This window comes from Streptomyces sp. NPDC087428, assembly GCF_044744085.1.
GTDB lineage: Bacteria > Actinomycetota > Actinomycetes > Streptomycetales > Streptomycetaceae > Streptomyces.
In genome coordinates this window covers 403,667-417,750 of the sequence record NZ_JBIUXR010000004.1, presented here as the reverse complement: position 1 = coordinate 417,750, position 14,084 = coordinate 403,667, and the positions used below count along the sequence as shown (strand labels likewise).

The window sequence follows — 14,084 nt, the reverse complement described above, 5'->3', positions numbered from 1 at the left end:
TCATGTCCCTGAAACCGAGGCGCCGGACGCGATGCCGAAGGCCGGGTCGGGCACTTCCGTGGGGCTGATGAGGGTGGAGGGGCGACCGTCCGTGCCGACGGGGATGTCTCCGTCGATGGTGACGCGGCGCAGCTTGCGCTCGTGGGTGTCGGAGTCGTCCACTCCGTAGTGCTGGGTGGCACGGTTGTCCCAGATGGCGACGTCGCCGGGCTGCCACTGCCAGCGCACGGTGTTCTCCGGGCGCTCGATGTGGGACTGGAACAGCTCGACGAGGGCCCGGGAGTCACGGCCGGTCAGTCCACTGATGCGCTGGACGAAGTTGCCGAGGACCAGGACCCGTTCACCCGTCTCCGGGTGGACGCGGACCACCGGGTGCTCGGTGAGGAACTTCGTCGAGGTGAACACCTTCTGGTACTGGGCAAGCGCCTCGGGCAGGGCGTCCGGACGCAGCGCGACGTAGTCGTAGTCGTTGGAGTGGACGGCCCGCAGGCTGTCGGCCAGGGTGCGCAGCGGCTCGGGCAACTCGGCATACGCGGCAGCGGTGTTGGCCCACAGGGTGTTGCCGCCGTAGGGCGGGATGACGACCGCGCGCAGGATGGAGAAGGCCGGGTAGGCGGGCACGAAGGTGACATCGGTGTGCCACTGGTTGGCCCGGCCGCCGTGGTCGGAGTCGATCCCGAGCGAGTAGCGGCCGTCGGCGGACGGGACGGTCGGGTGGGCGACCGGGGTGCCGAGCAGCCTGCCGAACGCCTCGTGGCTGTCCTCGTCCAAGTGGTCCTGACCGCGGAAGAAGACGACCTTGTTCGCCAGCAGGGCGGCCCGGACGGCCGCGACGGTCTCGGGGGCGAGGCCGCCGCCGAGGCGCACCCCGGAGATGACGGCGCCGATGCGGCCGCCGGCCTTCTGGACGGTGACGGGGGAAGTGGGAGCGGTGGTTGCCGAGGACATGGCGGCATTCCTTTCGAAGGGCACGCCCGGCCCCTGACCGTTCGTGGAATCCGGTCAACGGCGGGCTTGATCGATCTCGGAGAGCGAGGGACCGGACGCCGGGGCGGTGAAGTGCCTGCCACTGGACGCGGAACGGTCCGGGTGCGGGTGCGGGTGCGGGTGCGGATGCGTGGGCGATGTGGAGCCGCGGGAAGCGGGATCGCGGTGCGACAGCGGCTGGTCAGTCAGTGCTACAGCGGCCCGGACACCCGGGCGGCACTGCGGTGCGGTCGGCGCGCGGGGCGGGCCGCGCATCGGGAGTGGCCGTCGCGAACATGCTCCGGAGACTCGCAGCGCCCCGCCGGATGCGTCAAGCACGCACCCGCTCCCCGCAGTGCGTCCGGCAGTGGCCCGGCCGGCGCCCGTGCGCGGCCCGCGACCCATCCGGACGGGCACCACCAACCCCACCGTGACCAGCGGGTTTTCCCGTACTCAGGGCGGCCGCGCGCCTCGCACCGCAAGCCGGTGCGAGGCGCCGCACGATTTCACGCCGCCTTAACGTCGGGCCCGCCCCACGCCTGGGCGTCCGGGTCGTCAGCCGTCCTGGGCCGCGTTGAGCAGGTCGAGGGCGCTGTGCTGGCAGCCGTTGCCCGTCGCGGCGAAGGGCCCCGCCCAGTGCGGGCCGTACTGGTCCAGCGAGTTGCGGTTCCGCGCGTACAGGGTGGCGGCCTGCCGGTCCAGGTAGGCGCTGTACGGGTGGTCCGGCAGTTCCTTGTCCAGAATGCCGAGGCCGCGTGCGTAGGCGCCTTTGAACGAGTCGCCGTCCGAGGTGCACCCGGTCCCGTCGGGCTCGTACGGCTCGTGCAGGGTGCCGCCTGGGTTGAGGTAGTCCGAGGACGTCGAGGCGTCGGCGAGGGTACGGGCGCTGCTCAGCACCGCCGCGTCGCCCGAGGCACGATGCAGCTCCGCCAGCCCGGCCAGGATCACACCCTGGTTGTAGGTCCAGGTGGTGTCGCCGTTGTTCGCGCACGCCGAAGTGAGCCCGTCGTTGACGGTCCCGCCGGAGTTGATCATCCCGGAGCCGCGGAACCACGCCCACTCGTCCTCGGCCCGCTGGAGATACGCCGTGTCCCCGTCGATCCGGTTGTGCAGCGACGCGTTCAGCTGGAGATAGAGCTCGTTGGTCACGGCGTTCTTGTAGGGCTTGTCGGTCGCCCACTGCACCCCGCCGCCGCACGTGGAGGTCCAGTAGTCACGCATGTGGTCGGCGTCCTTGCGCGCGGTCTCCAGATACCGCGCGTCGCCGGTCACGTCGTACGCGGCCACCCACGCCAGACCCCACCAGCCGGTGTCGTCCAGGTACGCGTTGGTGAAGTCGCCGTCCTCGGCACCGATGAGCTTGTCGTACGTAGTGGAGATCGCGGACCGGTAGCTCGGCATCCCGCTGATCCGGATGTTGTCGATCAGGGAGGTGAGGGCGGTCGCCGACGTCCACCAGCCGGCGAACCTCCCGGTGTCCCGGTGGTACTCGGTCATGAGCGAGGTCGCCGCGGCGGTGCTTCTGCTCGCCGCGTTCCGGTCGGTGCGCGCCCAGCCGGTGCACGCGATCTCCGCCCGGTTCCCGGCCTTGCCGCAGGCCCGGAGCGCGCCGATCCCGCCGGTGTTCCAGTCGTCGACGTTGTACATCTGTGAGCGCCGGCCGGTGGAGCCGTCCGGGACGGCGGTCGCACCGAGTCTGCTGCCGGAGGACCATGTCCGGCCGCCGTCGAAGGACCGGTCCAGCCAGACCTCGTCGCCCCCCACCGCGCCGTCGATGGACGCCCAGCCCATGACATCGTTGTCGGAGAGGTGGAGTGCGAGGGTGCGCCCGTAGATGGAGGCGGTGACCGGCGTCCGGTCGCCCGTGGCGTTCTGCGGGTCGCGGGCGTCGCAGAACTTGTTGCACACCGCGCCGTCGGCCGCCCGCGCGGTGGCCGGAGCCGTCCCGAGGGTCAGTTCGGCCGTCACGGTGATCAGTGAGGCGAGCAGGGCGGCTCGTGCGGGGCGGTTGGGTCTCGTGGGGGGCATCGCCAGATCCTCCGTCATTCACGCGGGGCTTGTGGTTACCGTAAGCAAGAGAATCGGTGCGCTCCGTGCGTGTCAAGATGCCGCAAGGAGCCGCCCGCGGGCACCGCCATCGATTGGCGGGGGGCGGCGGGCAGGGCTAATGTCGTGGAAGTGGACGAATGCGTTCACTCCTGGCTTGAGTTGCAAGCGATCCCATGACGGACTCCCACGCGACACCCCGGCAGGCTGCCACATCCCCGGAGCGGGCACGCGGCAGCGGGATCGCCCTACTCGTCATCTGCTCATGTCAGTTGATGGTGGTGCTCGACATCACCATCGTGAACATCGCTCTTCCGCACATCCAGACCGCGCTGGGCTTCTCCACCGAGAACCTCTCCTGGGTGGTCAACGCCTACACGCTGACGTTCGGCGGGCTGCTCCTGCTGGGCGGGCGGCTGGGCGACGTCCTCGGCCGTCGCAGAGTCTTCATGTTCGGCGTCGTCCTCTTCGCCTTCGCCTCCCTGCTCGGCGGTCTCTCCCAGGAATCCTGGCAGTTGCTCGCGGCGCGTTCGCTCCAGGGCGTCGGCGGTGCCATCGCCTCACCGACCGCCCTCTCGCTGATCACCACGACCTTCCGCGAAGGGCCCGAGCGCAACAGGGCGTTCGGTGTCTTCGCCGCCGTCTCGGCCGGTGGCAGCGCCATCGGGCTGCTGGCGGGCGGGCTGCTGGTCGAGTGGCTCGACTGGCGGTGGATCTTCTTCGTCAACGTCCCCATCGGGCTGCTGATCGCGCTCGCCACACCCCGCTACATCCGGGAGTCCGAACGCCACCCCGGCCACTTCGACGTCGTGGGGGCACTGACGGCGACCCTGGGCATGGTGCTGCTCGTCTACGGCTTCATCCGCGCGTCCGAGCAGGGCTGGAGCAACCCCCTCACCCTGGGAGCCTTCGCCGCGGCCGTCGTGCTGCTCGCCGTGTTCATCGCCGTCGAGGGCCGGTCGAAGCAGCCCCTCACGCCATTGTGGATGTTCCGCGACCGCAATCGCGCGGGCGTGTACGGGATGATGCTGTGCCTGGCGGCGGCGATGTTCGGGATGTTCTTCTTCCTGACTCTCTTCGTGCAGGATGTCCTGAGCTTCAGCCCGCTCCGGGCCGGCCTCGCCTTCCTGCCGGTCAGCGCGATCATCGCGGTGGGCGCCGGCATCACGTCCCAACTGCTTCCCAGATGGGGGCCGAAGCCGTTCATGGTGACCGGCGCCGTCCTGTGCGCCGTGGGACTCGGCTGGCTGACGCAGGCCGACGCGAACAGCACGTACCTGGGCAGTCTTCTCGGTCCGGTGCTCGTGTTCGGGCTCGGCATGGGGCTCCAGTTCGTGTCGCTGACGCTGATGGCCGTGTCCGGTGTGGAGGCGCGGGAGGCGGGCGCGGCGTCCGGAATCCTCAACACCACGCAACAGGTGGGCGGCTCGCTCGGCCTGTCCATCCTCGTCACCGTCTTCGGTACGGCCAGCCGCAACGAGGCCGCCGATCAGGTGCCCCGCTTCCTGTCGCGAGCGACCCCCGCCGAGGTGGCGCAGTTCCGCAGGACCGGTCAACTGCCCGGGCACTGGGGCGACCAGGTGCTGGTGACGGGCATCTCCAGGGCCTTCGTGTGCGCCGTCGTGTTCGCCGCCGTGGCAGCGCTGATCGCCCTGATCGTCATCCAGGTGCGCCCCTCGGACATCGAGCGTCTGCGTGGCAGCGGCCCCGGGATGCCCGGTGTGGGGGCCGGTGACGCTCCGCAGGGAGCGGCCGGTGCCGCCGGACCGGACTCCGCCCGGAAGCAAGGGCATCAGCCCCCGTCGGGCGGTCCGGAGCACCCCGGTCCGGAACGGTGACTCCCAGGTCTTGACGGAACACGGCCATGTCGCCGAGTGTGTGGTGGGTTTGAGCCGCACCACACCGGAGGCGTAAGTGAGACGTTGGAGTACCCGGAGCGCAGTGACCGCCGTGGCGGCGGCACTGCTCGTCGCGACCGTGCAACCCGCTGTGGCCGTCGGCGGTCCGACAACGTTGTCAACGTCTTCCGGGAGTGGCGCGCACCTTGTCGAGGACCCCGCCGGCCATGTCGACCCGCTCATCGGGACCGGCCGCGGCGGCTCGAGCGTGGGGGAGATCAACAACTTCCCCGGTCCCGCCGCCCCGTTCGGCATGATGCAGTTCTCGCCCGACACCCCCGGCTCGTACGCCGGGTACCAGTACCACAGCGACGAGATCCGCGGCTTCAGCCTCGACCACGCCTCGGTCGGCTGCACCGCCTTCGGCGATGTGCCGATCCTCCCGGTGACCGGAGAGGTCGGCTCCGCGCCCTGGGACCGCAGCGAGCACTTCTCGCACACCGGCGAGGAGGCGGAGCCCGGGTACTACGCCGTGACGCTCGCCGACTCGAAGGTGCGGGCCGAGCTGACGGCGACGACGCGCACCGGTCTGGCCGCCTTCACGTTCCCCGAAGGGGCCGACGCGGCACAGGTCCTGGTCAAGGGCGGCGGCAGCCTGGCCGGCAACAAGAAGGCCGATCTGCGGATCGTCGGCGACCGCGAGGTCACCGGCTCCGCGACCACGGGCAACTTCTGCGGCAAGGGGAACGAGTACACCGTCCACTACGCGATCACCTTCGACCGCCCCTTCACCCGGCACGGCACCTGGGACGGCACGTCCGTCACGAAGGACAGCGACACGGTGGACGCGCCCAAGGCCGGCGCCTATCTCACGTTCGACACGGACGGGGCGCGCACGGTACGGGCCAAGGTCTCCATGAGCTACGTCTCGGTGGCCGGTGCTCGGGCCAACATGACCGCGGAGGTGCCCGGCTGGAGCCTGCCGGACCTGCGGAAGCAGACCCGGGACCGGTGGAGCGAGGCGCTGGGCAAGGTGCGCGTCGCAGGCCGGGACGAGGACGAGCTGAAGACGTTCTACACCTCGCTCTACCACTCGCTCATGCACCCGAACACCTTCAACGACGCCGACGGCCGCTACATCGGCTTCGACGACAAGGTGCGTACCCTCCCCGAAGGCCGCACCCAGTACGCCAACTTCTCCGACTGGGACACCTACCGCTCGCTCGCCCCGCTTCAGGCCATGCTGTGGCCGAAGGAGGCGAGCGACATGGCCCAGTCACTCGTCAACGACGCCGTACAGGGCGGCTGGTGGCCGCGCTGGCCACTCGCCAACAGCTACACGGGCCAGATGACCGGCGACAACTCCGTGGCCCTCATCGCCAACCTCTACGCGTTCGGCGCCCGCGACTTCGACCTCAAGACGGCGCTGAAGTACCTGGTCAAGGGCGCGACGACGGTGGACGGCACCCCGGGCGCGTACAAGGAACGCCCGGACATCGCCAACTACGTCGAGCGTGGCTACGCACCGAACAACGACGCCTCGCGCGGCGACCATCAGCGCGTCGGCGGCTCGGTCACCCTGGAATGGGCGATCGACGACTTCGCCATCGCGCAGCTCGCACACGCCGCGAAGGACACCGCGACCGAGCGCACCTTCACCCGGCGCGGACAGAACTGGCAGAACATCCTCAACCCCGCGACGGGCTACCTCCAGCCGCGCGGTGAGGACGGCCGCTTCCCCGACGGCCCCGGCTTCCAGCCGCCGCCGGAGGGCAAGTTCGGCCAGGACGGTTTCGACGAGGGCAACGCCGCGCAGTACAACTGGCTCGTGCCGCAGAACACCGCCGGCCTCATCGACGCGATGGGCGGCCGCGACGTCGCCTCCGCACGGCTCGACACCTTCTTCACCCAGCTCAACGCGGGCCCGAACGAGCCGTACATGTGGGCGGGCAACGAGATCAACTTCGGGGTCCCGTGGGTCTACAACCACCTCGGAACGCCGTGGAAGACACAGAAGGCGGTCCGGGACGTCGCCACGACGCTGTTCAGCCCGACACCCGACGGCGAGCCGGGCAACGACGACCTCGGGGCGCAGTCCTCGTGGTACGTCTGGGCCGCGCTCGGCCTCTACCCCTCGACACCGGGCACGCCCGATCTCACCGTGCACAGCCCGCTGTTCGAACGTGCGGTGCTGGACCTGCCCGGCCGGGGCGCCGACCTGGACATCCGGGCGCCCGAGGCCGCGGCGGACACCCCGTACGTGCACGGGCTGAAGCTCGACGGGCGCGACTGGGAGCGCACGTACCTGCCGCAGTCGACGGTGCGCGACGGCGGACGGCTCGACTTCTCGCTGTCCGGCACCCCGGACACCCACTGGGCGACCTCCGCGAAGGCGGCGCCGCCCTCGTACCGCACGGGTGAACGTCCCTTCCTGGCAAGCGCGACGCCCAGCCGGAGCACCGCCGAACCCGGTGGCAGGGGCGCGGTGCTCAAGGTCGCCGGGCAGCGCCTGGCCGGCCACGACCGGACCCTGACCGTCACCGCCGACGCACCCAAGGGGCTGAAGGCCAGTGCGCGGAAGACCACGATGAAGCTCGGTGCGGGAGGATCGGGGAGCGCGGCGCTCACCGTCACGGCCGGAGCGGAGACGCCTGAGGGCTACTACGAAGTGCCGCTGACGGTACGGGGGAGCGGAGCCGCCGATCCCGTACGGCTGTCCGTCACCGTTCTGGTGGCACCGGCGGGCAGCCTCTCGGCGGCCTACGACAACACCGGCATGTCCGACGACTCCGACCACGGGCAGGGCGACTACGACGGGGACGGCAACAGCTACTCCCGGCAGGCGCTGACCGGGGCCGGGCTGCGCGGTGGCGCACCCGCCGAGGTGTCCGGCACCTCGTTCACCTGGCCGGCCGCACCGCAGGGCAGTCCGGACAACGTCGCCGCGGACGGCCAGTCGATCACCCTGGGCAAGGCCGGTGAGGGCGCCCGGCGGCTGCTGTTCGTCGGCTCGGCGACCGACGGAGACCACAAGGGCCGCGCCACGGTGACCTTCACCGACGGCAGCACGGCCGAGGCCGACCTGTCGTTCGGAGACTGGACCCTGCCGGGCGGCGGCACGGAACCGGTCCTCGGCAACACGCTCGTCGCCCGGACGGACCACCGCAACCAGCCCGGCGGCAGTGGCCCCGCGGCACATGTCTTCGCCACCACCCCGTTCGACGTGCCGGACGGCAGGCGGGTCAAGAGCGTGACGCTGCCTCACGACCCCGACCTGCACGTCTTCGCCGTCGGGCTCGGCTGACAACGGCGGTACGGGAAAGGCGCGGACCGGAGGAGCCCTTGGCCCCCGGTCCGCGCCCCACCCGGTCCGTCCCGGCGGGCGCGGGGTGGTTCAGCCCTTGACGGTGAAGGCCGCCCGCAGCAGTGCCTCGTCGCGCGAGGACGGGCCGACGAGCAGCTCGAATGCGCCCGGCTCGACGACACGGTGGCCCTCGGCGTCCACCAGGCTGCAGTCCGCGACGGGCAGTTCGATGGCGACCTCACGCGACTCGCCGGGTTCGAGCGTCACCTGACGGTAGGCCTTCAGCTCCTTCTCGGCCCACGTCACCGACGTGACGGTGTCGCTCACGTACACCTGCACGGTCTCCCGCACCGGCCGCTCGCCGGTGTTGCGGAGCTGGACGCGCGCCCGCAGGGTGTCGCCCGCGCCGAGAACCGAGGTCAGCACCTCCAGCTCCGTGTACGCCACGCTCGTGTAGCTCAGGCCCTCCCCGAACACGAACGCCGGACTCTGCGTCAGGTCGGCGTAGCGGGAGCCGTGCTGGCCGCGCACCTGGTTGTAGTACGTCGGCTGCTGCCCCGAATGGCGGGCGAAGGAGACCGGCAGCCGGCCGGACGGCTCGATGAGGCCGAGCGCCAGTTCGGCGACGGCCCGGCCGCCGAGCATCCCCGGGTTGAAGGCGTGCACGATCGCCGCCGCGCTGTGCGCAGAGGGCGGCAGCACCAGCGGCTTGGAACTGATGACGACCACCACCAGCGGCTTGCCCGTCGCGGCGAGCGCGTCGAGCAGCGCGACCTGGCCGCCGATCAGCTCCAGGGTCGCGGTCGAGCGCCCCTCACCGACCAGCTCGATCCGGTCACCGACGACCGCGACGACGTAGTCGGCGGCCCGCGCCGCGGCGACGGCCTCGTCGATCAGCGAGGCGGACGGCTCCGCAGGGACGACGATCTCCGGCCGGGGCTGCCCGTCGGGGAAGAAGGCCCCCTGGGGGTCGGGCCCCACGGTGAGGATGTCGGCCCCCCGCGCATGGGTGACGGTCCAGCCGTCCGGCACGTGCTCCCGGAACCCCTCCAGCACGGTACGGATCATGTCGCGCGGCTGACCGTCCGGCAGCCAGTCCGCCTGACCGGAGGACCCCGCCCAGTCACCGAGCTGGGTCTGCGCGTCATCGGCGTTGGGCCCGACGACCGCGACCGTGCGCGGCGCGTCCCCGCCTGCCGCGAGCGCGCGGCCGTCCTCCCCGGCCGTGAATCCGCCGGCCAGCGGCAGGGTGCCGTCGTTGGTGAGGAGGACCAGCGAGCGGCGGGCCGCTTCGAGGTTCAGCCCGGCGTGCCCGGCGCTGCCGATGACCGCGGCCTGCCGGTCCCGGTCGGGGTGACGCGGGTTCTCGAACAGGCCCAGCTCGAACTTGAGCGTCAGGATCCGGCGGACCGCCGCATCGATCTCCGCCTCTTCGAGCGTGCCCCCGGCGACCGCCTCCTGAGCGCCGTCGAAGAAGTCCGGCGTCGTCATCACCATGTCGTTGCCCGCGCGGACCGCGGCGGCGGCCGCCTTCGCGTGGTCGGCGTAGACCCGCTGCTCCCACACCATGCGGCCGACGTTGTCCCAGTCGGTCACCAGCGTCCCGGTGTAGCCCCACTCGCCGCGCAGCACCTCGTTCAGCAGCCAGTTGTTGACCGTGATCGGGACCCCGTCCATGGACTGGTACCCGAGCATGAATGTCCGGCACCCCTCCCGGGCGACCCGCTCGAACGGGGGCAGGAACCACGAACGGAGCTTGCGGCGCGAGATGTCCGCCTCGCTCGCGTCCCGGCCCCCCTGGGTCTCCGAGTAGCCCGCGAAGTGCTTGGCGCACGCCAGGATGGCCGTCGGGTCGTCGAGGCCGTCGCCCTGGTATCCGCGCACCATCGCGGAGGCGAGCTCGCCGATGAGGAAGGGGTCCTCGCCGAACGTCTCGCTGACCCGGCCCCAGCGCAGGTCCCGGGTGATGCACAGCACCGGGGAGAACGTCCAGTGGACACCGGTCGCCGCGACCTCGACCGCGGTCGCCCGTGCGATGCGCTCCACGAGTTCCGGGTCCCAGGTCGCGGCCATGCCGAGCTGGGTGGGGTAGATCGTAGCCCCCTCCCAGAACGAGTGGCCGTGGATGCAGTCCTCCGCGACGAGCAGCGGAATCCGCAGCCGGGTCCGCTCGGTGAGCGCGGCCGCTTCCAGGACGCGATCGGGTGAGGCGTGCAGGATCGAGCCCGCGTGCATGTCCTCGATGAGGTGCCTGACCCCGTCCTTCGCGTTCAGCTGGAGCATCTGGCCGACCTTCTCGGGCAGCGTCATCCGGCCGACCAGATCGGCCACGCGCTCGGGGACGGACAGTGCGGGGTCGAGATAGGGCAGTGAGGAGCCCACAGGAGTTCCTTTCACAACGTCGGTGACGTTCTCATCGGGCGGATACCTGGGTGGTGGAAGGTGCCGGCCGGCGCACGGGCCGCCGACGATCGCCGCAGCCGCGTCATGTCCGCGCTCCTGCTGCTGTCATCGTCCGAGGCCTCCTGCGGTCGGCACGGCACGGCTCAACTCGCCGCCCGGACCCACCGTACGCCGAATCCCGACCGGGTGGTAAGTATGTGGGTATGCGACTGTACTCAGTGATGCCGTCCGAGACGGCCGGGGAGGGTGGCACGTGACCGGCGATACGCGGCGTGGCTACGCCAAGGGCCGGGCCAAACGCGTGGAGATCCTCGACCAGGCCATGGCCATGTTCGGCGAGGTCGGCTACCGGGGGGCCTCGCTGCGCGTGATCGCCACCCGCTGCGGCATCTCGCATCCCGGTCTGCTGCACCACTTCCCGACCAAGCAGTCGCTGCTGCTCGCGGTGCTGGAACACCGCGACGAGGTGGACGGGGAATGGCTCGCCCTCGGCGGTCCGAGGGGTGTCGACCGGCTGCGCCGCCTCGTCGCCCTCGCCGCGCTGAACGCCGAACGCCGGGGGATCGTCGAGCTGTTCTCCGTACTCGCCGCCGAGGCGACGTCCGCCGGGCACCCGGCCCACACGTACTTCGTGGAGCGCTACCGCACCTCGGTCCTCAGCACGGCCGTCTCCTACCGGGAGGCACGGGACGAGGGCGCGCTGCGTGCGGGGATCGATCCCGACGAGGCCGCGCAGCAGCTGATCGCGCTGATGGACGGACTCCAGATCCAGTGGCTCCTGAGCGGCTGCGTGACGGACATGGCGGGCGTGCTGCGCGCCCATGTGCAGGCGCAGTTGACCGTGGAGCTCTGAGCCGGGTACCCGGGCGGCCGTTCTCTGCGAGCGGTCCGGTGGCCCGCTGCCTATGATCGACAAGGGGCCTTGGACCTGATCTGTGGAGGCTTCCGATGCTGTCCGTGCTCGAACCGCGTGACATCCCTCCGCGCCTCGCCACTGGCGCGTTCATCCTGAATTCCGGCCTGGGCAAGCTCAAGGCCGACGAGGCGACCGCGCAGACCCTGCACGGCATGGCCTGCACCGCGTACCCCTTCCTCGAGAAGATCGAGGCCGAGCGGTTCACCCGGCTGCTGGCCTGGTCCGAGATCGCGGTCGGCGGCGCTCTGCTTGTCCCCGTCGTGCCGACCCGGCTCGCCGGGCTGGCGCTGGCCGGGTTCTCCGGCGGGCTGCTCGGCCTGTACCTGCGGGTTCCCGGGATGCGTGAGCCGGGCAGTCTGCGCCCCAGCCAGGCGGGCGTTCCGCTGGCCAAGGACTCCTGGATGTTCGGCATCGGGCTCGGCTTCCTCGGCGCGGGAGCGCACCGGTGCGGACCGTCGGCCCGCCGTTGCCGCCGGCACCGCAGGTGCGGCCGCTGAACCACCCCCGCACCGGGCGGTGTCAGTCGCGCACCCGGGCCATCAGCAGTGCCACGTCGTCGTGGTGACTGGGGTCCCGCAGCTTGCGCAGCAGCCGGTCGCAGGACTCCTCCAGCGACGGATCCGGCTCGCGGAGCAACGCGCACAGGGCGTCCAGCCGGGTGTCTATGTCCTGGTCGCGGGTCTCGACCAGACCGTCCGTGTACAGGACGAGCCGGTCACCCGGCGCGAGGTCGAACGTGACGTCGCTGAACGGCACACCGCCCACGCCGAGCGGTGCCCCGGCCGGCAGACCGAGCAGCCGCGGCGGGCCCCCGGCCGGTATCAGCACCGGCGGGAGGTGCCCGGCGGTACTCACCCGGCAGGTGTTCCGGTCCGGGTCGTACACACCGTAGACGCAGGTGGCGAACCACGGGTCCAGATCGGCGGTGATCTCGTCGAGATGCCGGAGCACCTCCGCGGGCCGGAGGCCGATCCGGGACAGGGTCTGGGTGGCGGTACGCAGCCGCCCCATCGTGGTGGCCGCGTTGATCCCGCTGCCCATGACATCGCCGACCACCAGGGCGGTCCCGCCGTCCCGCAGCGGGATGACGTCGAACCAGTCGCCGCCGACCTCATAGCGGGAGGCGGCCGGCCGGTATCGGGACGCCACCTCCAGCCCGGCCGGAATGTGGTGGTTGTGCGGCAGCATGCTGCGCTGGAGGGTGAGCGCGGTCTCCCGCTGCTGCCGGAACAGCCGGGCATTGTCGATACAGACCGCCGCGCGGGTGGCCAGCTCGCCGGCCAGCACTTCGTCGTCCTCGGTGAACGGCAGCGGATTGTCCGTCCGTATGAGGTCGAGAGCGCCGAGAACCTCGCCCCGCGCGATCAGCGGCACCGCCAGGTAGGAGTGGGCGCCGGCCTCCGCCAGCAGCCCCGCGGAACGGCTGTCGCGGGCGATGCGCGACAGCTTCTCGGCGTCGAGATACGGCTCCCGGACCGGCTTGGCCGTACGCACGCAGCGGGTGATCAGCCGGTCGGCGCCGTAGTGGGCCGCGTGGCCCGGTGGATCGGCCGCCTCCACGACCGGTGTGGGCCGGGCGGCGACGACGGCCAGCGCCTGGATGAGGGCCGGGCCGTCGGTCTGGCGGGGGCGCCCCTTCAGCACACTGTCCAGGACGTCGACGGCCGCGACGTCGGCGAGCTCCGGAACCGTGACCTCGGCCAGCTCCCTCGCCGTCTGCTCCAGGTCCAGGGTGGTTCCGATGCGCACAGAGGCGTCGGCGACCAGCGCCAGACGGTGCCGGGCGCGCTCCGCCTCGGCCTCGGCCCGGTGGTGGTCGGTCATGTCGATCAGTGAGACGGCGAGGCCCAGTACCTGACCACCGGAGTCGTCCAGCCGGTACAGCGACATCGACCAGACGCGGTCGGTGTCCGGATCGGCCGCGGTACGCCCTTCCACCTGACGGCCCACCTGCGGCACACCGCTCTTCAGCACCTCGCGCATCGCCGCCTCGACCGCGTCGCCGCCGAGGAAGGGCAGCGCCTCCCCGGCCCGGCGGCCGAGGTGCTCGGCCGCGCTCAGCCCGTTCATCCGCTCCAGCGCGGGATTGGCCGCCAGATACCGCAGATCGCTGCCCAGGACCGCGAGACCGATCGGCGACTGGTCGACCAGACGCACGGACAGTGCCAGATCGCGCTCCACCTGCCGCAGCGTCGCCCCGTCCGTGGCCAGCCCCAGCGCGTAGAAGTCACCGCGGTCGTTCTGCAACCGCATGTTGCGGAACTCCAGCAGTCTGGTGGTGCCGTCCTTGCACCGTACGGGGAAGCTGCCCGCCCAGGTCTCGCCGCTGCTCATCACCTCGGAGAACAGCCTCAGCACCAGCTCGAAGTGCTCGTCGTCGACCAGGATGCGGGCGGCGAACCGGCCCAGTGCCTCCTGCGGTGTGTAGCCCAGCAGCCGCTCGGCCTGCGGGCTCCACAGCGCGATGCGGCCCTCGGTGTCGAGCACCATCGCGGCGGTGCCGAGGACGTCCACCAGGCCGCCCTCTGGAGAGCGGCGCACGCCTGCCCGCCGGCCGTCGTCCCGGCCGGTCCGCATGTCATCGGTGCCGTCCACGGACCGTCCTTCCCAA

The 14,084-nt window shown here is 71.3% G+C and carries 8 protein-coding genes; 4 read left to right on the top strand and 4 right to left on the bottom strand.

Going from position 1 to position 14,084, the window contains the following annotated elements:
* Window positions 1-948, bottom strand: a complete 948-nt coding sequence (locus tag ACIO3R_RS11315) for a TauD/TfdA dioxygenase family protein (RefSeq protein WP_402105190.1) — start codon at window positions 946-948, stop codon at window positions 1-3.
* 573 nt (window positions 949-1,521) lie between these two features.
* Window positions 1,522-2,994: a glycoside hydrolase family 76 protein gene (locus tag ACIO3R_RS11310; RefSeq protein ID WP_402105188.1), complete on the bottom strand. Its 1,473-nt coding sequence runs from the start codon at window positions 2,992-2,994 to the stop codon at window positions 1,522-1,524.
* A gap of 194 nt (window positions 2,995-3,188) precedes the next feature.
* Here ACIO3R_RS11310 and ACIO3R_RS11305 point away from each other — a divergent pair, with 194 nt between their 5' ends.
* Together ACIO3R_RS11305 and ACIO3R_RS11300 are read left to right on the top strand one after the other, a co-directional pair.
* Window positions 3,189-4,850 carry an MFS transporter gene (locus tag ACIO3R_RS11305; protein WP_402105186.1) on the top strand — a complete coding sequence of 554 codons (1,662 nt, stop codon included), beginning with the start codon at window positions 3,189-3,191 and terminating at the stop codon, window positions 4,848-4,850.
* Window positions 4,851-5,025: 175 nt separating this feature from the next.
* Complete coding sequence (locus ACIO3R_RS11300; RefSeq protein WP_402105185.1) at window positions 5,026-8,154, top strand: GH92 family glycosyl hydrolase; 3,129 nt, start codon at window positions 5,026-5,028, stop codon at window positions 8,152-8,154.
* 90 nt (window positions 8,155-8,244) lie between these two features.
* Here ACIO3R_RS11300 and ACIO3R_RS11295 read toward each other — a convergent pair whose 3' ends face one another.
* Window positions 8,245-10,536 carry a glycoside hydrolase family 3 N-terminal domain-containing protein gene (locus ACIO3R_RS11295; RefSeq protein ID WP_385027317.1) on the bottom strand — a complete coding sequence of 764 codons (2,292 nt, stop codon included), beginning with the start codon at window positions 10,534-10,536 and terminating at the stop codon, window positions 8,245-8,247.
* A gap of 274 nt (window positions 10,537-10,810) precedes the next feature.
* Here ACIO3R_RS11295 and ACIO3R_RS11290 point away from each other — a divergent pair, with 274 nt between their 5' ends.
* Together ACIO3R_RS11290 and ACIO3R_RS11285 are read left to right on the top strand one after the other, a co-directional pair.
* Window positions 10,811-11,410 (top strand): TetR/AcrR family transcriptional regulator, encoded by a 600-nt coding sequence (locus ACIO3R_RS11290; protein ID WP_385027314.1) that lies wholly within the window; start codon window positions 10,811-10,813, stop codon window positions 11,408-11,410.
* Window positions 11,411-11,505: 95 nt separating this feature from the next.
* Window positions 11,506-11,970: a hypothetical protein gene (locus ACIO3R_RS11285; protein ID WP_385027311.1), complete on the top strand. Its 465-nt coding sequence runs from the start codon at window positions 11,506-11,508 to the stop codon at window positions 11,968-11,970.
* 22 nt (window positions 11,971-11,992) lie between these two features.
* On the opposite strand, the gene ACIO3R_RS11280 is transcribed toward ACIO3R_RS11285, so the two are convergent.
* Window positions 11,993-14,050: a SpoIIE family protein phosphatase gene (locus tag ACIO3R_RS11280; RefSeq protein WP_402105281.1), complete on the bottom strand. Its 2,058-nt coding sequence runs from the start codon at window positions 14,048-14,050 to the stop codon at window positions 11,993-11,995.
* Window positions 14,051-14,084 lie beyond the last annotated feature (34 nt).

Coding starts and splice junctions, on each gene's coding strand:
- ACIO3R_RS11305 (WP_402105186.1), top strand. CDS start 3,189: ATGACGGACTCCCACGCGACACCCCGGCAGGCTGCCACATCCCCGGAG.
- ACIO3R_RS11310 (WP_402105188.1), bottom strand. CDS start 2,994: ATGCCCCCCACGAGACCCAACCGCCCCGCACGAGCCGCCCTGCTCGCC.
- ACIO3R_RS11315 (WP_402105190.1), bottom strand. CDS start 948: ATGTCCTCGGCAACCACCGCTCCCACTTCCCCCGTCACCGTCCAGAAG.
- ACIO3R_RS11280 (WP_402105281.1), bottom strand. CDS start 14,050: ATGCGGACCGGCCGGGACGACGGCCGGCGGGCAGGCGTGCGCCGCTCT.
- ACIO3R_RS11285 (WP_385027311.1), top strand. CDS start 11,506: ATGCTGTCCGTGCTCGAACCGCGTGACATCCCTCCGCGCCTCGCCACT.